Genomic DNA, 17,896 nt, shown 5'->3' on the forward strand with positions numbered 1-17,896 from the left:
GATCAGACCTCGAGAAATACGGTTTCGTCGTCGCCCTGGAGGCGGATGTCGAGCCGCCAGGTGCCGGCATCCTCCGGCCGGGCGATCAGCGTGCCGCGGCGGGCGGGCGGCACCGACGCGAGGATGGGGTCCTGCTCGTTCAGCGGCTCCTCGGCGAAATACAGCCGGGTGACGAGCTGTTGCAGCAGGCCGCGGGCGAAGATGGATAGGGCCACGTGCGGCGCCTGGAAGCTGTTGCCCTGGCCGCGCACCGGGCCGGGCTTCAGCGTGGTGAAACGGAAGCCGCCCGCGGCATCGGTGGCGCAGCGGCCGAAGCCGTGGAAGGCGGCGTCGTAGCGGCCTTCGGGGTCGGCCTGCCAGATCTCCACCAGGGCATCGGGGCAGGGGGCGCCGTCGCCGTCGGTGATTCGGCCCACCAGGGTGATGCGCTCCCCGGCGATGCCGGCGTTGGGGCCACCGGCGCGCAGCAGGTCGGCCCAGGCGGGGAAGTCGATCAGGTGCCAGTAGGGGCCGGCCGTCTGGCTCGAGGTGGCGCTCATGGGGTGTTCTCCATCGGCGTCGCGTCGCGGCCGCGCAGCACGATGTCGAAGCGGTAGCCCAGCGCGTGGTCCGGCTGGGTCACGTCGAGGTCGAAGGCGGCGACCAGCCGGTTCCGCGCCGCCGCATCCGGGATGCAGTTGAAGATCGGGTCGAGCGGCAGGAGCGGGTCGCCGGGGAAGTACATCTGGGTGATCAGCCGCTGGGCGAAGCCCTGGCCGAACAGGCTGTAGTGGATATGCACCGGCCGCCAGGCATTGGCGTGGTTGCGCCAGGGATAGGCGCCGGGGCGGATGGTGGTGTAGCGGTACCAGCCCTCGGCATCGGTGAAGACCCGGCCCTCCCCCTTGAAGTTCGCATCGAGCGGGGCGTCGTGGGTGTCGCGTTCGTGGTTGTAGCGGCCGGCGGCATTGGCCTGCCAGACCTCGACCATCGCGCCCACCAGCGGCCTTCCGTCCTCGTCCAGCACGCGCCCGGCGACGATGATGCGCTCGCCTTGCGCTTCCCAGCCGGGGCCCTTGGCCAGGTTGGCCGCGGCGGGGTACAGCGCCTCGGTCATCCGCGGGGCGCTGGTCTCGGTCAGCGTCTGGCCGATCCGCAGCAGGGCCTGCTTCGGGTGGCGCTTGTGGGTGCTGCCATAGGCGGGTGCGTCATAGGGCGGCTGGGTGCCGGGGGCGGGCGGGCGGAAGCTCATCCCTCCATCTCCCGCAGCGTCTCCTTGGCGATGCGCAGCGCCGTATTGGCCGTCGGCACGCCACCATAGGCGGCGACCTGCAGCAGCACCTCGGCGATCTCCTCCGGCGTCACCCCGGTATTGGCCGTCGCGCGGACATGCAGGCGGAATTCCTCGTGATGCCCCAGCGCCGAAAGGATACCGAGGCAGAGCAGGCTGCGATCGCGGTAGGACAGGCCCGGGCGGGTCCAGACCCGGCCCCAGACACCTTCGAGGATGAACTCGCGGAAGGGCGCGTCCATCGCGGTCAGCGCCGCCTCGGAGCGGGCGACATGCGCCTCGCCGAGGATGCGCCGGCGGACCGCCATGCCGGCCTCGGCGACGTTGGCGGGCAGGGCCGTCATCAGCTTCATGTGGGCGAGGATGGCGCGGGTGAAGGCATCCTCGCGCTCGAAATTCGGGATATGCGCGGCCTCGGCCACGATGACCATGCGGCTGTCGGGGATGGCGGCGTGGATCGCCTGGGCGGCGGCGGGCGGCGTCGATTCATCGCGGTCGCCAACCACGACTGTGGTGGGGCATCTCACCTTGCCCGCCATCTCCTGCCCGCTGGTGTCGCGCAGTGCCGCGGCGCAGCCGAGCCAACCCCTGGGGTCGGTGCCCAGCAGCATCCGCCGCAGCCCCTTGGAGGAGGCCAGCGACTGGTCCAGCACCCAGCGGCCCATGGTCGCGTCGGCGATGGCGCCGAGGCCCTGCGCTGCCACGGTGTCCATCCGCGCCTGCCAATTGGCCGCGCCGCCGAAATCCAGCGCGGTGTCGCAGGGCATCAGCGACAGCACCACCTCGGGCGCCAGCGCCGCCATGCGCATTGCGATATGCCCGCCGATGGAGACCCCCGCCACATGCGCCTGACGGATGCCGAGCGCATGCAGCAGCGCCAGCGCATCGCGCGCCAGCATCTCCATGCTGTAGGGCCCCTCCGGCGCCTCGCTCAGCCCGTGCCCGCGCATGTCCATGCGGATGACGCGGTAGCGCTTCGCCAGCGCCGTAGCCTGCGGGTCCCACATATGCAGGTTGGTGCCGAGGCTGTGCAGCAACAGGATTGGTGCGCCGGACTCCGGGCCGGAGACCTCCGCATGGATGACGACATCGCCGAGCTGGACGAACATGGATCAGACCCTTCCGATGACCTAGCCGACGCCGAGGGACAGGCCCGGCGGATGGCCGAGGGCGAAGGCGCCGGGGCCATCGGCGCCGACCGGCGCAAACCCGCCGGCGTCGCGCCCGGGCGGGGTGCGGGCGGCGTCGCGGATGAAGTCCTCGGCCATGGCGGCTCCTCCCGGTGATTGGGCCGGACAGTCGCGCGGTGGCCCTCGCCGGTCAACGGTCGACTCAGTGGCCGTATGGCGGGCGAAGATCTCGGGTTACACAACTTTGAGGCGATTTATCATGCCAAGCCACAACCGATCGCTATAGTGTCGGCAGTACGGCTTAATGGGCTCCATGATGAACACTATTCCCACCCGGAAGAGCCCCGCCTGCGTCGGGTGCCGCCCGGGTATCGGCCTTGGGTTCTCCCTGGCCATGGCCTTCCAGCCCATCCTCGACCTGCGCCAGGGTGGGGCCGTCATGGCCCAGGAAGCGCTGGTGCGCGGTCCGGAGGGACAGGCGGCCGCCTGGGTCATCGACCAGGTCGCGCCAGACGCGCTTTATGCCTTCGACCAGGCATGCCGCATCGCCGCCATCGACGAGGCGAGCCGTCTCGGCATCGCCGCCACCGCGGCCAGGCTGGCGATCAACTTCCTGCCGAATGCGGTCTACAACCCGCTGGCCTGCATCCAGGCGACCTTGCTGGCAGCCGAGCGCACCGGCTTCCCGCTGGACCGGCTGATCTTCGAGGTCAGCGAGAGCGAGAAGGTCGCCGATGCCGGCCACCTGCTGCGCATCTTCCAGGCCTACCGGGCGATGGGCTTCAGCGTGGCGATCGACGACTTCGGCGCCGGCCATGCCGGGCTGACCTTGCTGGCGGACCTGCCGGTCGATATCGTCAAGCTCGACATGGGCCTGGTCCGCGGCTGCGACCGGGACCGGGCGCGCCGCGTCATCCTGGCCAGCATCGTCCGGGCCTGCGGCGAACTCGGCGTGCAGGTCATCGCCGAGGGGATCGAGACTGCGGCGGAATGCGCCACCCTGCAGGAGATCGGCGTCACCCTGTTCCAGGGCTACCTCTTCGCCCGGCCGGGCTTTCGCAGCCTGCCGGTGCCGCCGCTGCCCCGTGGCGTCAGCCCAGCAGCCGCACCAGCCACAGGCTGAGCGCGGGGAAGACGACGCAGAGCAGCAGTCGGATCAGGTCGGTCGCCAGGAAGGGCAGCACGCCGCGGTAGGTCCGGCCGATCGGCACGTCCCGCGCCAGGGAGGAGACGACGAAGACGTTGAGCCCGATCGGCGGCGCGGTCAGGCCGATGCCGACCACGATCAGCACCAGGATGCCGAACCAGATCGCGGTTTCCTCCGTGCTGGCAAGGCCGAAGTCGAGCGCCGTCACCACCGGGAAGAAGATCGGCAGGGTCAGCAGGATCATCGCCAGCTCGTCCATCACCGCGCCGAGGACGATATAGGCCGCCAGCAGCAGCGCCAGCACGCCGAAGGGCGGGAAATCCTGCTCGGCGATCCAGAGAGCCAGCAGCTCCGGGGCCGAGGTCAGCGCCAGGAAGGCGTTGAAGACCTCGGCGCCCAGCAGGATGACGAAGATCATCGCCGTGGTCTCGGCGGTGGCCAGCAGGGCTTCCCGCACCTGCCGGCCGCTCAGCGTGCCGCGGGAGACGCCGACGACCAGCGTGGCGATGCAGCCGATGGCGGCGCTTTCGGTCGGGGTGAAGATGCCGCCGTAAATGCCGCCGACGACCACCAGGGCGATCAGCAGCACGGGGATCACCTTGCGCATGGCCTCCCGCCGCACCTCGGGGGAGGCGCGGGCGGCCGCCGGGGCCAGCGCCGGCCGCAGCCGGGCGACGATCCAGATGGCGACGACGTAGAAGACCGCCGCCAGCAGCCCGGGGACGAGTGCTGCCATGAAGAGCTTGGCGATGTTCTGCTCGGTGCTGATGGCATAGACCACCAGGATGACGCTGGGCGGGATGAGGATGCCGAGCGTGCCGCCGACCGCGATGGTGCCGGTGGCGAGGCCGGCGTCGTAGCCGTAGCGCCGCAGCTCCGGCAACGCCGCGCGGCCGAAGGTGGCGGTGGTGGCGACGCTGCTGCCGCAAACCGCGCCGAAGGCGGCGCAGGCGCCGATCACGCTCATCGCCATGCCGCCGGGCTTGTGGCCGAACAGCGCATTGGCGGCGGCAAAGAGGTCCCGCGCCAGCCCGCCGCGTTCCGCCAGGGCGCCCATCAGGATGAACAGCGGAATGACCGAGAGCGTGTAGCTGGCGAAGAGGAAATACGGCGTGGTCTTCAGGTAGTTCAGCAGCGTCGCGGTATCGACGATCCAGACGTAGCCGCCGGCGCCGACCAGCAGCATGGCGAGGCCGACCGGCGCCCTTGCCGCGATCAGCGCCAGCAGCGCGGCGAAGCCGGTCGCCGCCAGCAGGAATTCGGGCGCCATCAGCCATGCCCCCGCAGCAGCCGCACCACCCAGTGGAGCGCCGCCAGCGCCGTCGCGCCGAAGCCCAGCGCCGCCAGCCCGACCGCCCACCAGGTCGGCAGGCCGAGCACCATGGTGGTGGTGCCGGTGCGCAGCGTCTCGGTCGCACCGACCAGCAGGCGTTCGGCCAGCACCGCGGCGGCGCCGGCCCAGATCAGGGTCCAGAAGGCATCCACCCCCCGTGCAAGCCGCCGCGGCACCCAGGTGGTGAAGGTATCGACCAGGATGTTGGTCCGTAGCAGCGTGCCATAGGCGAGGAAGCCCACCACCGCGAGGCCGGAGCCGAGCGAAACCAACTCGAAATCCCCCGGCACCGGCTGGCGGGTGAGCCAGCGCAGGACCACGCTGACGGTGGTCAGCAGGGCGGTGGCGAGCAGCACGGCGCCGCCGGCATAGGCGAGCGCGGTGGCCGCGGCGGCGATGGCGCCACGTGGCGGCAGCGGCTGGTCGGCCATGCTGGGCTCAGCTCACGCCCTGGCCGTACTGGGCGACCAGCGCCCGGGCTTCCTCGAGCAGCCCGCCGCCGTCGATGCCGCGGTCCTTCATGGCGGCGATCCAGGTGTCGACCACCGGCGCGGTCTGCCGCTGCCAGCGGTTCCGCTCCTCCTCCGGCAGCTCGACGATCTGGTTGCCACGGCGGCGGACCATCTCCTCGGCCTTGGGGCCTTCCTCGTCCCAGGGGCGGGCGGCCATCCGCGCCGCGGCCTGGCCGCTGTTGGCATCGATCACCGCGCGGAGGTCGGCCGGCAGGGCCGCGTATTTCGCCGGGTTCATGGCGAGGATGAAGGTGGCGACGTAGAGCGTGGGGGAGCCGGCGATCTCGGTGTGGTTCTTCACCATCTCATGCAGGCGGATGCTGGGCACCACCTCCCAGGGGACCACCGCGCCGTCGATCACGCCCTGGCTCAGCGCTTCCGGCACCTGCGGCACCGGCATGCCGACCGGCGCGGCGCCGAGCGCCTTCAGCGCCTCCCCGGTCTGCCGGGTCGGGAAGCGCAGCTTGAGGCCGGCCATGTCCTCCATCCGGCGGACCTCGCGGCGCGAATGGATCACCCCGGCGTCATGGCCCCAGGCGGTGATGAGGTGGACGTCCTTGAACTCCTCCTGCATGCGCCGCTCGACCAGCGTCTGCACCGCCTGCACGTTCACCGCGGCGCGCTTGTGGGCGACGAAGGGCAGCTCGAAGACCTCGATGCGGGGGAAGCGGCCGGGGGTGCTGCCGGGCAGGGTCCAGATGATGTCGGCCACGCCGTCGCGCGCCTGGTCGAAGAGCTGCGGCGGGGCACCGCCCAGCTGCATCGCCGGGAAGATCTGGATGCGGATGCGGTTGTTGCTCTCGGCCGCGACCTTCTGCGCCCAGGGCTGTAGGAAGAAGCGATGCACGTTGGACACCGCCGGCAGGAAATGGTGCAGCCGCAGCGTCACCTCCTGGGCCCGGGCGGCGCTCGGCCGCAGCAGCGCGGGCGTGGCCAGCAACGGGAGGGCGAGCAGGTGGCGGCGCTGGAGCATGGACGTTTCCCAGGGGTGGCGTGTTGTTGTGCCGGGGCGAGGCTGCACCCCCCGGACGGTTTCAGCGTAAACCGCCGCCGAGCGCCAGATGTTTCGCCGGCCCTGGGCAGGCGCCACGCCGGACACGGAAAAGCCCGGGGGATCGCTCCCCCGGGCCCGATGACGGCGCCGCCGCCTGGCCTCAGCGCACGACGATCTCGACCCGGCGGTTCTGCGGTTCGCGCACGCCGTCGGCGGTCGGCACCAGCGGCCGGCTCTCGCCGAAGGCGGTGATGCCGATCTCGCTGCGCTGCACGCCCTGCCGCTCCAGCTCGGAGGCCACCACCTGGGCGCGGCGTTCCGACAGGCGCTGGTTGTAGGCGGGGGTGCCGGAGCGGTCGGCGTGGCCGGCCACATCGATGCGGGTCGCGGCCAGGCGCCGGGCATTGCCGGCGGCCTCGGCGATGATCTGCCGGGCCCGTTCGGTCAGCTCGGCCCTGTCCCAGTCGAAGAAGACCAGGTAGCTGCGGGCGACCGTCGGCGGCGGCGGGGCCACCGGCGCCTCGGCCACCGCCGGGGGTGGCGCCGGCGGGTTGAAGGCGTAGCGCAGGCCGAGCAGCAGGCTGTGGTTCTCGCCCTCCGGCTTCCACTTGCCCGGCACGTTGGCCTGGGCCGGGCCGCTGGTGCGGCTGATCTCGAGGCTCGGCGAGAGCACGTTGAAGTACCGGTACTCCACGGTCATGGCGAGGCCTGGGGCCAAGCCGAAGGCGCCGCCGACGATCGCCTGGTAGGCGAAGGACCCGGCAGTGTCGTCGACCGCGTAGGTGCTGGTGCCGGCGCCCTGCAGCCGGGCCTTGCTGACATCGGTCCAGGCATAGCCGGCACCGCCGCCGAGATAAGGCATGTAGACCGCGGGTGCGATGCCGAAGCTGCTGAGGTCGAAGTCGAACAACGCGTTCGCCATCACGCCGTAGCGCTCGACATAGCCGGAATGGCCGAGCAGCCGGTTCGGCAGCACCAGCGTCCGGATCTCGTGATTGCGGTAATTGCCTTCCACCTCGGCCCGGAAGCCATTGCCGAAGCCCCATCCCAGCGACCCGACCCCGGCGAAGCCGATGTCATTGTCGTGGATGGAAATCCCGCGGCTGGAATTGTCCTTCCAGTTGTTGATGCCGGCACCGGCGCCGAGATACAGCCCGGACACCGGCTGGGCGCTGCCGGTCGCGGGGAATGCTGCGGCGGCCAGGAGCGCGGTGGCGAGGAGGGTCTGGCGGAAGGTCATCGGATGCTCCGGAAGCACGGGTGCAGGGTGGGGTGGACTCCGAAACACCGGGCCGGTTCCAACACAAGCATTAAACATCCTCTGGCTGCAATGCTGCGCCGCAATGGACACGCTGGGGTGAAGGCGGCCCAGGCCCCTTCACCCGAATTCACAGGCCAAGCTGCCGCGCCAGGGTGGTAACGTCCAGCGCCGCGGCGCTGCCGGCGTGGCGGGTCAGCAGCGGGGTCTGCCGCCGGATCGCCTCCGGCACCTTGGCATCGCGCCGGATGATGCCGGCCAGCGGCACGCCGGTGCCGAGGAAGCGGGTGCAGGCGGTATCGAGGCTGCGCCAGGTGCGCTCCCCCTGCGCCCGGTCCGGGGCCATGTTCACCACCACCCGCGCATCCCCGCCCGGCCGGTCCCGCCGGTGCAGCTTCAGCACCGCATAGGCATCGGTCAGGCTGGTCGGCTCCGCGGTGGCGACCACCAGCAGGGTATCCGCCACGGCCGCCAGCTGCCGCACCGCCGGCTCCAGCCCGGCCCCGAGGTCGAGCAGCACCACCTGCCAGAGGGCCGCCGCCTCCCGCAGCAGGTCGGGCAGCCGGGTCAGCGCCACCGGCCCGAGCCCGGCGAGGGACCCGCAGCCGGAGCGGCCGGGCAGCAGGTCGAAGCCTGCCGGATGCCGCTGTGCCGCCGCCGGCAGGGCCACCCGCCCGGCCAGCACGGCGCCCAGGTCCTGGGCCGGATCGAGCCCGAGCTGAACGTCCACGTTGGCGAGGCCGAAATCGGCATCCACCAGCAGCACCCGGCCCGCCGGTGCCAGGTCCTGGGCCAGCGCATGGGCCAGGGTGATGGCCAGCCAGGTCTTCCCGACGCCGCCCTTGCCGGAGGCGACGGCGATGATCCGGCCGGGGGACGGCATGCTCATGCGAGAGGCTCCGCAGCGAAGGGGGATTGCAGGCGGCGCGCCAGCCAGGTCGCGTCGATCGGGGTCAACCCATCGGCGGCGCCGGGACCGGTGCCTGCCTCGGCCAGGGCAAGCCCGGCCGCCGCGGCCGCCAGGACGCCGCCGAGCCGCCGGGCGCCGTCCAGCCGGGTCGGCAGCAGATGGCGCGCCCCGAGCGCCACGAAGGCCGCCGCCATCTCGCCCGCCTCATCCGGGTCCAGCCCGGCCGGCAGCACAACGACGATCGCGGCCTCCGCAGCCTGCGCCAGGGCCCGCAGCCGGGAGGCCTGGGCGGCATCGAAGGGGTCGCAGCCGGCAGTGTCGATCCAGGTCGGCTGGCCCGGCTGCCGCCGGGCCATCGCCCGGGCGAGCACGGTGGGCTCCGGCGCCACCGCCAGGGTGAGGCCCAGCAGCCGGGTGAAGGCGGCCAGCTGCTCCGGGGCGCCGGCCCGGGCGTTGTCGGTGGTGACCACGAGGGGCGCGGCGCCGGCCAGTACGCCCCGGGTGGCCAGCTTGGCGCAGCTCAGCGTCTTGCCGGCACCGGGCGGCCCGGCCAGCAGCACCGGCCGGTCCAGCCCATCCGGCAGCGGCGCGAAGCCGAGGGCGGCGGCGAGGCCCTCGGCCAGCGGGGCGGGGCCAAGCCTCGCGGCAAGCGCCCGCGGCAGGTTGTGCCGCCTCCATCTGGGCGCCGGCGCCGGCGACGTCGGCGGATCGGGCAGGGGCCGAGCGGGCGGGCGCGGTGGGATGAGCCACAGCTCATCCGCCTCCGGCGCACCGGGCGGCTCGGCCGCGGGCTGTTCGGGCGGCGCCGGATCGCGGTCCAGCGCTGCCGTCACCTCGACGCCGCCGCCCGGGATCCGCCTGCTGTCGAGGATCACCGCATCGGGGCCCAATGCGGCCCGGAGCTGGGCCATGGCTTCCGCCATGCCGGCGGCGCGGAACAGCCTCAGGCGCATCGGCGGTCCTTCACAGGCTGCCCACGGTGCGGATGCGGCTCCGCGGATGGATCTCGCCCTGGCTCAGCACGGTGGTCGAGGGCCGGAACCGCTCGACGATCGCCCGCACATGGCCGCGGATGCCGGCCGAGCAGACCAGCACCGGCGTTTCCCCGGCGGCGGCGGCGGCATCGAAGACCTCCCGCACCCGCTGCATGAACTCCTGCAGGCGGGAGGGGGCCATGGCGAGCTGGCGCTCCTCCGGCGGGCCGGCCAGGCTCTCGGCGAAGGCCAGTTCCCAGTCGGGCGACAGGGCGATCAGCGGCACGTAGCCCTGCGGCCCGCGTGCCGCATCCGAGAGCTGCCGCGCCAGCCGGCCGCGCACCACGGTGAGGATGGTGGACATCCCGCGGGCGCCGCCCGCCGTCGCCTCCTGCACGCCCTCGAGGATGGTCGGCAGGTCGCGGATCGAGACGCGTTCCGCCAGCAGCGCCTGCAGCACCCGCTGCAGCGCGCCGACGCCAATCTGCGAGGGGATGACGTCGGCGATCAGCTTCTGGTGCTCCTTGGGGAGTTCATCCAGCAGCTTCTGGGTCTCGGCGAAGGAGAGCAGCTCGGCCATGTTCTCCCGGACCGTCTCGGTCAGATGCGTCGCCAGCACGCCGGCGCAATCGACCACGGTGCAGCCCCGTGCCAGGGCCTCGTCGCGCAGCGCTTCCTCGATCCAGAGGGCGGGCAGGCCGAAGGTGGGCTCGGTCGTGCGTTCCCCGGCCATGGCGGGCACCTGGCCGGAGGGGTCGATGGCTAGGTGCAGCGGCGGCCGCAGCCGGCCGCGCGCCGCCTCGATCTCCTTCACCCGCAGGATGTAGTGGTCGGGCGGCAGTTCCAGGTTGTCCTGGATGCGGACGCTGGGCAGGACGAAGCCCATCTCGCTGGCCATGGAGCGGCGGAGCGCGCGGATCTGCTCGGTCAGCCGGGGGGCGTCGCCGGCGGCGAGTGCCAGCAGCCCATAGCCCAGTTCCAGCCGCAGCAGGTCGAGCCGCAGCGCCTCCGCGACCGGGGGCTCGCCGGGCGGCGGCGGGGCCGGCGGCGGCGCTTCGGCCGCGGCGGCATCGGCGGCGCGCCTGGTCCAGGCCAGGGCGCCGCCACCGGCCGCCAGGGCGACGAAGGGGAGCAGCGGCATCCCCGGCATCAGCGCCATCAGCCCGGCCACGCCCGAGGCCAGCGCCATGGGCTTCCAGCCGCCGCCGAGCTGGCGGCTCATCATCTCGTCGGCACGCTCCCGCCCGGAGCCCTTGGTGACCACGATGCCGGCGGCGACCGAGATCAGCAGCGCCGGGATCTGGCTGATGAGCCCATCGCCCACCGTCAGCGTGGCGAAGGTGGTGGCCGCCTCGCCGACCGGCATCCCATGCCGCAGCACGCCGATGGCGAGGCCGCCGAGCAGGTTCACCACGGTGACGATCAGCCCGGCGATGGCATCGCCGCGGACGAATTTCGCCGCGCCGTCCATGGCGCCATGGAAGGCGCTTTCCTGTTCCAGCTCGCTGCGGCGCCGGCGCGCCTCCGCCTCATCGATGATGCCGGCCGAGAGGTCGGCGTCGATCGCCATCTGCTTGCCCGGCATGGCATCCAGGCTGAAGCGGGCGGCGACCTCGGCGATGCGGCCGGAGCCCTTGGTGACGACCATGAAATTGACGATGAGCAGGATGGCGAAGACGATCATCCCGACCATCACGTCGCCGCCCATCAGGAAGCCGCCGAAGGCCGCGACCACCTGGCCGGCCGATTCCGGTCCCTCATGCCCATGGCTGAGGATGGTGCGGGTGGTGGCGACGTTCAGCGCGAGGCGCAGCAGGGTGGTCAGCAGCAGCAGCTGCGGGAAGGCGGTGAAGTCGAGCGGCGTGCGTAGGAACAGCGCCACCATCAGCACCAGCACGGCGAGGGTGATCGACAGGGCCAGGCCGGCATCGAGCAGCAGGGTCGGCAGCGGCACCACCAGCACCGCCAGCAGCACGCCGACGCCGACCGCGAGGGTGACGTCGCCGCCCGGCTGCAGCCGCCGCAGCCAGCCGGGGACCGCGATGCCGCCCATGCCTCAGGCTTCCGCCGGCCAGGAGGTGCCGGGATAGCCGGCCGCATGCACCGCCGGGACCGGCATGCCCTGGGCGCGGTACTCGTGCAGCTTGTTCCTCAGCGTGCGGATGGAGATGCCGAGGATCTCGGCCGCCCGGGTGCGGTTGCCCAGGCAATGGGTCAGCGTCTCGAGGATCAGGTCGCGCTCCACCTCCTCGACCTTGCGGCCGACCAGGCCGCTGACGCTGCGGGCAGGCGGGGCCGGGATTGCGGCGGGCGCCGGCGCAGCGGCGCTCGCGGCCTCCGGCGGTGGTGGCGGCAGCCGGGCCAGCTCGATCGCCTCCGGCCCGATGCTGCCGCCGCGGGCCAGCAGCACGGCCCGGTGCAGCGCGTTCTCCAGCTCCCGGACATTGCCGGGCCAGGGATGCGCCAGCAACAGGGCCTCCGCCGCCGGTGTCACCGCGCGCCGGGGCAGGCCATTGGCCTCGGCGAAGCGGTCGGCGAAATGTGCGGCAAGGGCGCTGATGTCCAGCGGCCGCTCGCGCAGCGGCGGGATATGCAGGGCGACGACGTTCAGCCGGAAGTACAGGTCGGCGCGGAACCGCCCGGCCTGCACCTCGGCGGCGAGGTCCCGGTTGGTCGCGGCCAGCAGCCGTACGTCCACCTTGGTCGGCGCGCCGCCGCCCAGCCGGTCCACCTCGCGTTCCTGGATGACGCGCAGGATCTTGGCCTGCAGGCGCAGATCCATCTCGCCGATCTCGTCGAGCAGCAGCGTGCCGCCGTCGGCCTGCTCGAACTTGCCGCGGCGGGCCGCGACGGCGCCGCTGAAGGCACCCTTCTCATGCCCGAACAATTCGGATTCCAGCAGCGCTTCCGGCAGGGCGGCGCAGTTCAGCGCGACGAAGGGGCCGCCGGAGCGGCGGCTGCTGCGATGGATGTGCCGCGCCAGCACCTCCTTGCCGGTGCCGCTCTCGCCGGTGATCAGCACGCTGGCCTGGGCGGTGGCGAGCTGCGTCGCCCGGGCCAGCAGCGCCACCATCGCCGCATCGCGGGTGACCGGCGCCTCGGCATCGCCGGCGGCGGCGGTCAGCATGGCCGCGATGAGGTCCGCATCCGGCGGCAGGGGAAGGAATTCCTTGGCCCCGGCGCGGATGGCGCGCACCACCGCGGCGGGATCGGGGTTGCGGCCGCAGGCGATCACCGGGCAGGCGATGCGTTCGGCCGCCAGCTGCTCGACCAGCCAGCCGATGTCATAACTGACGTCGCACAGGACGAGATCGGCGCCGTCCGCCCGCATCCGGGCCAGGCCGGAGGCCACGCCGTCGGCCTGGGTCAGGCGCGCGCCGCGCGCCGTGGCGATGCGCGCCGCCTGCCCCAGCTCCGCATCCAGCGCGCCGATGATGAGGACCCGTGCCATGCGCTAGATCCCCCTGTCGCCCTTCACGATTTCGGTCATGGTCACCCCGAGCCGGTTGTCCTCGACCATCACCACCTCGCCGCGCGCGACCAGGCGGTTGTTGACGTAGATGTCGACCGCCTCGCCCAGCTTGCGGTCGAGCTCGACCACCGCGCCGCGGCCGAGCTTGAGCAGCTGGGAGACCTGCATGGTCGCCCGGCCGAGCACCGCGCTGACCTGCACCGGGATGTCGTAGACCGCCTCCAGGTCGCGGCCGGAGGGGGCGGCGGGGCGCGGCGCCGTCGCCTCCGTCGGGCCCAAAGTCTCGAAGCCGCCGGGCTCGGCCATGATCAGATCTCCTTGGTCGGGGTTTGCAGTCCGTAGCTCTCGAGCAGCGCCGCCACCGCCTGGCGCTGCGCCACGGGCGAGAAGCCCGCCGCCCCGCCACGCCAGCTGGCGCGGGCCGCGCCCGCGGGCAGGGCCGGGTCTTCCAGCACCTCCAGCCGCGGGTCGCCGATGCGGGCTGCCGCCGCGGCCGCGCAGCCGGGCGGCACATGCAGGGTGACGGCGACCGAGTCCGCCAGCAGCGGCGCCAGATGGGCCGCGAGCAGCGCCGCGGACTCCGGCGCCAGCCGGGCGGCGGCGGCGGGCAGGGCGGCGTCCAGCGCCGCAAGCAGCAATCCGGCGAGCGCGCCGGCGGCTTCTTCCGCCGCCTGCGCCGCCGCTTCGCCGGCCTGCGCCAGCGCGGCGCCGATGGCGGTGAGCGCGGTGGCCAGCGTCGCGGCCTGGCTGGCGGCCGCCGCAGCCTGGCCGGCCAGCTCGCCGGCCGCGAAGCCACGGTCATGCTCGGCGGCGAGCAGCGCGGACTGGGCCGCGGCGGCAGAGGCGGCCTCGGCGGCGGCGAGGGCGGCCGGGTCCGGCGCCTCGGGGGGCGGCGCATCCAGGTCCGGCACGGTGAAGCGGGCGCTGGACGGCGCGCCGGGCCGCGGCCGCTGCAGCACCAGGACCGGCTCGAAGCCGGAACTCATGGCACCATCTCCTCGTCACGCCCGTCCTGCAGCGTGATGGTGCCGGCCGCCGACATGTCCTTGGCGACCGCGACGATCATCGCCTGCGCCTCGTCCACGTCGCGCAGCCGCACCGGGCCGAGCCCGGCGATGTCGTCCCGCAGCAGCTTGGCGGCGCGTTCCGTGAGGTTCTTCATGAACAGCTCGCGCAGGGTCTCCGAGGCACCCTTCAGCGCCAGCGCCAGCTTGTCCTTCTCGACCGAGCGCAGCAGGGTCTGCAGCCCGGCGCCGTCGACCCGCTGCAGGTCCTCGAAGGTGAACATCAATCCGCGGATGCGCTCGGCGCTGTCGCGGTTGCGCTCCTCGAGGGCGGCGAGGATGCGGCTCTCGGCGGCCCGGTCGAGGTTGTTGAAGATCTCGGCCATCATCTCATGCGCGTCGCGCCGCGCGGCGCGGGCGAGGTTCGACATGAATTCCATCTTCAGGGTGCGCTCGACGCCCTCGAGCGCTTCTTTCTGCACCGTCTCCATCCGCAGCATGCGCATCACCACCTCCATGGCGAAGCCTTCCGGCAGCAGCGACAGCACGCGGGCGGCATGGTCGGCGCGGACCTTGGTGAGCACCACGGCGACGGTCTGCGGGTATTCGTTCTTGAGGTAGTTGGCGAGCACCGCCTCGTTCACGTTGCCCAGCTTGTCCCACATGGTGCGGCCGGCCGGGCCGCGGATCTCCTCCATGATCAGGGCGACGCGGTCGGGCGACAGGGTCTTCAGCAGCAGCCGTTCGGTGCTCTCGAAACTGCCGGTCAGCGAGCCGGCCTGGCCGAGCTGCTCGCTGAAATCCTTGCAGACATCCTCGATTGCGTTGGCGGGGACGGTGCCGAGCGTCGCCATGGCCACCGAGAGGTCGCGGATCTCATCCTCATGCATCCGGGCGAAGAGGCCGGCGGCATGTTCCTCGCCGATGGCCAGCAGCAAGGCCGCCGCCTTCTGGGGTCCGGTCAACAGGCCGCTCGCCATCAGCTCGCCCCCTCCGGTGCCAGCCAACGGCGCAGGACGGTCAGCGCCTCATCCGGATGCTGTTCCACCAATTTCACAAGGTTGTTGATCGCCGAGGCACGGAGCTGGCCCTGGACATGCGCCAGGTCGACCATGCTCTCGGCCGGAGCGAGCTGCGCCTGGTCCTCGGCGCCGCCCGCCTCGCCCGGCGGGGCAGGGGAGCCATCGGGCAGGGTGGCCGGCACCCCCTGCGGCCCGCCGAGGGCCGCGGCACCGGCGGCCACGGCCTGGCTGCCCTGCGGCGTCAGCACGGCGGTGAAGCGCCCGACCATCGGGCGGCCGAGCAGCAGGATGGCGACCAGGGCCACCAGCGCCAGCAGCCCGCTTTCGATCAGCCGCGTCGCCAGCGCCGGGGTGATGGGCAGGCCGAGGAAGCCGGCGGCGTCGGACGGGGCCTGGGCCTCCTCGACGAAGCGCATGGACACGACCTCGACCTTGTCGCCACGGCGCTCGTCGAAGCCGATGGCGCTGCGCACCAGGGCGGCGATCCGCGCCAGCTCCTCCGGCGTGCGTTCCCGCCAGGCGGCCGGGGGCTCGGCGACGCCGTCCACCAGCACGGCGACGGACAGGCGGCGGATCATGGGATGGTCCCGCACGACGTTGCGGCTGGTCCGGCCGATCTCGAAATTGGTGGTCTCTTCCTGCCGGTTCTCGGAGCTGCCGGCCCCCGCCGGGGGAGTCTCCTGGCCCGGTAGGTTGGTGGCGACGGAGGTGGGCGGGGGCTCGGCGCCGCGGCTCTGCTCGGTCACGCTCTGGGTACTGCGGGCGACCTGGTTCTCCGGGTCGAAGCGCTCCTCGCGGGTTTCGACCCGCTCGAAATCCATTTCGATGCTGGCTTCGGCGCGGACCCGGCCGGGGCCCAGGGTGCGTTCCAGCAATTCCTCGACCGCGCGCCCGGTGCGCAGCTCCTGGGCCCGGCGCAGCTCCTCCTGGCTGAGGGCTTGGGCCGGGCCGGTGAGCGCTTGGCCGCCGCGGGCCAGCAGTTCGCCGCGGCTGTCGACGATGGAGATGCTCTGCGGCTTCAGCCCCGGCACCGCCGTGGCGACCAGGTGCAGCACCGCCTGCACGCCGTCGCGGTCCAGCCGTTGGGCGCCCTGCATGGCGAGGACGACGCTCGCCTGGGCTTCCGCCCTCTCCCGGGAGAAGGCTTCCCGGCGGGGCAGCACGAGATGCACCCGGGCGGAGCGGACCCCGGCCAGGCCGCGGATGGTCCGGGCCAGTTCGCCCTCCAGCGCCCGCAGCCGGTTCACGTCCTGCTGGAAGGGGCTGGTGGTGAGGCTTTCGCCGCGGTCGAAGATTTCCCAGCCGACCCCGCCGCCGGCCGGCAGCCCGTCCCGGGCCAGCAGCAGCCGGAGCCGGGCCACCTGATCCGTGGGGGCCAGCACCTGGGTCCCGCCGCCGGCCAGGCGGAAGGGGACCCGCTGGCGCTCCAGGGCGGCGACGACAGCGGCCGCGTCGCGGGGTTCGAGCTCGCCGAAGAGCGGGCTCATCGGCGGGTCGCCGGCCCGGAAGGCCATGGCAGCCAGCAGGCCCAGGATACCCAGCCCGACCGCGGCCAGCGCCAGCAACCGGACCGGGCCCAGCGTCCTGAGGCCAGCGATCAGCCCGCCCATGCCGCCAACCGCGCCTTCAACCGCCGCACCGCCATACCAGGCCGCCGCATCACCTATCTCCCGGCCAGCGTTTTGCTAACGGGGCAGAAACTGCCGCATGCGGATTTCGGTCCGGTTAAGGCGGGCATGGAAATCGGCGGCCAGCGGCACCCACCAGGGCCCCGGCCGCGGCGCTGCCATGTCACAGCCGCGGGGTCCCGGCGATTTACAGGCCTCCATCACCTTGATATTTCCGCCCGGCCATGCGGAATGCGGGCTTCGGCGGCGTTCGGGTCGCGCACAGACACGCCTCGTGTCACATCAAGGGTCCGGCCGGATGAAGATCGTCGCCTGCAACAGCAACCGCCCCCTGGCCGAGGCGGTCGCCGCCTCCCTCGGCCTGCCGCTCACCAGCGCCTCCGTCCGGCGCTTCGCCGACATGGAGGTCTTCGTCGAGATCGACGAGAACGTCCGCGGCGAGGATGTCTTCGTGATCCAGTCCACGAGCTACCCGGCCAACGACAACCTGATGGAATTGCTCATCACGCTCGATGCGCTGCGCCGCGCCAGCGCCCGGCGGGTGACCGCGGTCATCCCCTATTTCGGCTATGCCCGGCAGGACCGGAAGTCGGGCTCGCGGACCCCGATCTCGGCCAAGCTGGTGGCCAACATCATCACCACGGCCGGGGCCAACCGGGTGCTGACCATGGATCTGCATGCCGCGCAGATCCAGGGCTTCTTCGACATTCCGGTGGACAACCTGTTCTCTGCCCCGCTGTTCTCCCGCGACATCATGGAGCGCTACAAGGGCCGCGACCTGATGGTGGTCTCGCCCGATGTCGGCGGCGTGGTGCGGGCCCGGGCCATGGCGTCCCGGCTGCACACCGATCTCGCCATCATCGACAAGCGGCGGCCGCGGGCCGGCGTCTCGGAGGTGATGAACGTGATCGGCGAGGTGGAGGGCCGGCACTGCATCCTGGTGGATGACATCGTCGATTCCGGCGGCACCCTGGTGAATGCGGCCGAGGCGCTGATCAAGAACGGCGCCAGCGGCGTCTCCGTCTATGTCACCCATGGCGTCTTCTCGGGCGGCGCGGTGGCCCGCGTCGGCGCCTCGCCGATTGAGAACATGACGGTGACCGACAGCATCCTGGCGACGGAGGCGGTGCGGGTTTCCTCCAACATCCGCCAGGTGACCATCGCCCCGCTGCTCGCCGAGGCGATGCGACGGATCTCCGAGGAAAGCTCGGTCTCCTCGCTGTTCAACTGAGGGCCGGCAGG

At 72.5% G+C, this 17,896-nt stretch carries 18 protein-coding genes; 2 read left to right on the top strand and 16 right to left on the bottom strand.

The features are described 5' to 3' along the window. Positions 1 to 2: 2 nt before the first annotated feature. From pcaG to QWZ14_RS18350, 4 genes are read right to left on the bottom strand one after another with little or no spacing between them, the layout of a single operon-like run. Positions 3 to 539, bottom strand: coding sequence for a protocatechuate 3,4-dioxygenase subunit alpha (gene pcaG, locus QWZ14_RS18335; protein WP_290318251.1), 537 nt, complete (start codon positions 537 to 539; stop codon positions 3 to 5). Continuing rightward, complete coding sequence (pcaH, locus tag QWZ14_RS18340) at positions 536 to 1,231, bottom strand: protocatechuate 3,4-dioxygenase subunit beta (protein ID WP_290318252.1); 696 nt, start codon at positions 1,229 to 1,231, stop codon at positions 536 to 538. The genes pcaG and pcaH overlap by 4 nt, the downstream gene beginning before the upstream one ends. Next, positions 1,228 to 2,379, bottom strand: coding sequence for a bifunctional 3-oxoadipate enol-lactonase/4-carboxymuconolactone decarboxylase PcaDC (pcaDC, locus tag QWZ14_RS18345; RefSeq protein ID WP_290318253.1), 1,152 nt, complete (start codon positions 2,377 to 2,379; stop codon positions 1,228 to 1,230). The genes pcaH and pcaDC overlap by 4 nt, the downstream gene beginning before the upstream one ends. A gap of 21 nt (positions 2,380 to 2,400) precedes the next feature. Continuing rightward, entirely contained in the window at positions 2,401 to 2,538 is a 138-nt protein-coding gene (locus QWZ14_RS18350) for a hypothetical protein (RefSeq protein ID WP_290318254.1), read from the bottom strand. A 256-nt stretch (positions 2,539 to 2,794) separates the two neighbouring features. Between QWZ14_RS18350 and QWZ14_RS18355 the strand changes: the two genes are divergently transcribed. Next, complete coding sequence (locus QWZ14_RS18355) at positions 2,795 to 3,523, top strand: EAL domain-containing protein (RefSeq protein WP_290318255.1); 729 nt, start codon at positions 2,795 to 2,797, stop codon at positions 3,521 to 3,523. On the opposite strand, the gene QWZ14_RS18360 is transcribed toward QWZ14_RS18355, so the two are convergent. From QWZ14_RS18360 to fliF, 12 genes are all read right to left on the bottom strand, one after another. After that, the gene (locus tag QWZ14_RS18360; RefSeq protein ID WP_290318256.1) at positions 3,492 to 4,817 is read right to left on the bottom strand and encodes a TRAP transporter large permease; all 1,326 of its coding nucleotides are present in this window, start codon (positions 4,815 to 4,817) and stop codon (positions 3,492 to 3,494) included. The genes QWZ14_RS18355 and QWZ14_RS18360 overlap by 32 nt on opposite strands. Continuing rightward, the gene (locus QWZ14_RS18365) at positions 4,817 to 5,311 is read right to left on the bottom strand and encodes a TRAP transporter small permease (RefSeq protein WP_290318257.1); all 495 of its coding nucleotides are present in this window, start codon (positions 5,309 to 5,311) and stop codon (positions 4,817 to 4,819) included. Before QWZ14_RS18365 ends, QWZ14_RS18360 begins: the two co-directional genes overlap by 1 nt. A 7-nt stretch (positions 5,312 to 5,318) precedes the next feature. Beyond that, positions 5,319 to 6,365: a TRAP transporter substrate-binding protein gene (locus QWZ14_RS18370; protein WP_290318258.1), complete on the bottom strand. Its 1,047-nt coding sequence runs from the start codon at positions 6,363 to 6,365 to the stop codon at positions 5,319 to 5,321. Between the two features lie 181 nt (positions 6,366 to 6,546). After that, positions 6,547 to 7,626, bottom strand: coding sequence for an OmpA family protein (locus QWZ14_RS18375; RefSeq protein ID WP_290318259.1), 1,080 nt, complete (start codon positions 7,624 to 7,626; stop codon positions 6,547 to 6,549). A gap of 148 nt (positions 7,627 to 7,774) precedes the next feature. Continuing rightward, positions 7,775 to 8,533, bottom strand: a complete 759-nt coding sequence (locus QWZ14_RS18380) for a nucleotide-binding protein (protein WP_290318260.1) — start codon at positions 8,531 to 8,533, stop codon at positions 7,775 to 7,777. Continuing rightward, positions 8,530 to 9,507, bottom strand: coding sequence for a flagellar biosynthesis protein FlhF (locus tag QWZ14_RS18385; RefSeq protein ID WP_290318261.1), 978 nt, complete (start codon positions 9,505 to 9,507; stop codon positions 8,530 to 8,532). The genes QWZ14_RS18380 and QWZ14_RS18385 overlap by 4 nt, the downstream gene beginning before the upstream one ends. A gap of 10 nt (positions 9,508 to 9,517) precedes the next feature. Next, positions 9,518 to 11,581, bottom strand: coding sequence for a flagellar biosynthesis protein FlhA (flhA, locus tag QWZ14_RS18390; protein WP_290318262.1), 2,064 nt, complete (start codon positions 11,579 to 11,581; stop codon positions 9,518 to 9,520). A 3-nt stretch (positions 11,582 to 11,584) separates the two neighbouring features. Beyond that, the gene (locus QWZ14_RS18395) at positions 11,585 to 12,979 is read right to left on the bottom strand and encodes a sigma-54-dependent transcriptional regulator (protein ID WP_290318263.1); all 1,395 of its coding nucleotides are present in this window, start codon (positions 12,977 to 12,979) and stop codon (positions 11,585 to 11,587) included. Positions 12,980 to 12,982: 3 nt separating this feature from the next. Continuing rightward, on the bottom strand, positions 12,983 to 13,306 hold the full coding sequence (gene fliN / locus QWZ14_RS18400) for a flagellar motor switch protein FliN (protein ID WP_290318264.1): 324 nt from the start codon (positions 13,304 to 13,306) through the stop codon (positions 12,983 to 12,985). Between the two features lie 2 nt (positions 13,307 to 13,308). Beyond that, complete coding sequence (locus QWZ14_RS18405; RefSeq protein WP_290318265.1) at positions 13,309 to 13,986, bottom strand: hypothetical protein; 678 nt, start codon at positions 13,984 to 13,986, stop codon at positions 13,309 to 13,311. Beyond that, complete coding sequence (gene fliG / locus QWZ14_RS18410; protein ID WP_290318266.1) at positions 13,983 to 14,984, bottom strand: flagellar motor switch protein FliG; 1,002 nt, start codon at positions 14,982 to 14,984, stop codon at positions 13,983 to 13,985. Before fliG ends, QWZ14_RS18405 begins: the two co-directional genes overlap by 4 nt. After that, complete coding sequence (gene fliF / locus QWZ14_RS18415) at positions 14,984 to 16,636, bottom strand: flagellar basal-body MS-ring/collar protein FliF (RefSeq protein ID WP_290318267.1); 1,653 nt, start codon at positions 16,634 to 16,636, stop codon at positions 14,984 to 14,986. The genes fliG and fliF overlap by 1 nt, the downstream gene beginning before the upstream one ends. A gap of 316 nt (positions 16,637 to 16,952) precedes the next feature. Between fliF and QWZ14_RS18420 the strand changes: the two genes are divergently transcribed. Beyond that, on the top strand, positions 16,953 to 17,885 hold the full coding sequence (locus tag QWZ14_RS18420) for a ribose-phosphate pyrophosphokinase (RefSeq protein ID WP_290318269.1): 933 nt from the start codon (positions 16,953 to 16,955) through the stop codon (positions 17,883 to 17,885). Positions 17,886 to 17,896: the final 11 nt, after the last annotated feature.

Origin of the sequence: Paeniroseomonas aquatica (assembly GCF_030409335.1) — a bacterium.
Lineage (GTDB): Bacteria > Pseudomonadota > Alphaproteobacteria > Acetobacterales > Acetobacteraceae > Belnapia > Belnapia aquatica.

Bases quoted from the DNA above. Each gene is read 5' to 3' on its own strand.
- pcaG (WP_290318251.1), bottom strand. From the start codon at position 539: ATGAGCGCCACCTCGAGCCAGACGGCCGGCCCCTACTGGCACCTGATC.
- pcaH (WP_290318252.1), bottom strand. From the start codon at position 1,231: ATGAGCTTCCGCCCGCCCGCCCCCGGCACCCAGCCGCCCTATGACGCA.
- pcaDC (WP_290318253.1), bottom strand. From the start codon at position 2,379: ATGTTCGTCCAGCTCGGCGATGTCGTCATCCATGCGGAGGTCTCCGGC.
- QWZ14_RS18350 (WP_290318254.1), bottom strand. From the start codon at position 2,538: ATGGCCGAGGACTTCATCCGCGACGCCGCCCGCACCCCGCCCGGGCGC.
- QWZ14_RS18355 (WP_290318255.1), top strand. From the start codon at position 2,795: ATGGCCTTCCAGCCCATCCTCGACCTGCGCCAGGGTGGGGCCGTCATG.
- QWZ14_RS18360 (WP_290318256.1), bottom strand. From the start codon at position 4,817: ATGGCGCCCGAATTCCTGCTGGCGGCGACCGGCTTCGCCGCGCTGCTG.
- QWZ14_RS18365 (WP_290318257.1), bottom strand. From the start codon at position 5,311: ATGGCCGACCAGCCGCTGCCGCCACGTGGCGCCATCGCCGCCGCGGCC.
- QWZ14_RS18370 (WP_290318258.1), bottom strand. From the start codon at position 6,365: ATGCTCCAGCGCCGCCACCTGCTCGCCCTCCCGTTGCTGGCCACGCCC.
- QWZ14_RS18375 (WP_290318259.1), bottom strand. From the start codon at position 7,626: ATGACCTTCCGCCAGACCCTCCTCGCCACCGCGCTCCTGGCCGCCGCA.
- QWZ14_RS18380 (WP_290318260.1), bottom strand. From the start codon at position 8,533: ATGAGCATGCCGTCCCCCGGCCGGATCATCGCCGTCGCCTCCGGCAAG.
- QWZ14_RS18385 (WP_290318261.1), bottom strand. From the start codon at position 9,507: ATGCGCCTGAGGCTGTTCCGCGCCGCCGGCATGGCGGAAGCCATGGCC.
- flhA (WP_290318262.1), bottom strand. From the start codon at position 11,581: ATGGGCGGCATCGCGGTCCCCGGCTGGCTGCGGCGGCTGCAGCCGGGC.
- QWZ14_RS18395 (WP_290318263.1), bottom strand. From the start codon at position 12,979: ATGGCACGGGTCCTCATCATCGGCGCGCTGGATGCGGAGCTGGGGCAG.
- fliN (WP_290318264.1), bottom strand. From the start codon at position 13,306: ATGGCCGAGCCCGGCGGCTTCGAGACTTTGGGCCCGACGGAGGCGACG.
- QWZ14_RS18405 (WP_290318265.1), bottom strand. From the start codon at position 13,986: ATGAGTTCCGGCTTCGAGCCGGTCCTGGTGCTGCAGCGGCCGCGGCCC.
- fliG (WP_290318266.1), bottom strand. From the start codon at position 14,984: ATGGCGAGCGGCCTGTTGACCGGACCCCAGAAGGCGGCGGCCTTGCTG.
- fliF (WP_290318267.1), bottom strand. From the start codon at position 16,636: ATGGGCGGGCTGATCGCTGGCCTCAGGACGCTGGGCCCGGTCCGGTTG.
- QWZ14_RS18420 (WP_290318269.1), top strand. From the start codon at position 16,953: ATGAAGATCGTCGCCTGCAACAGCAACCGCCCCCTGGCCGAGGCGGTC.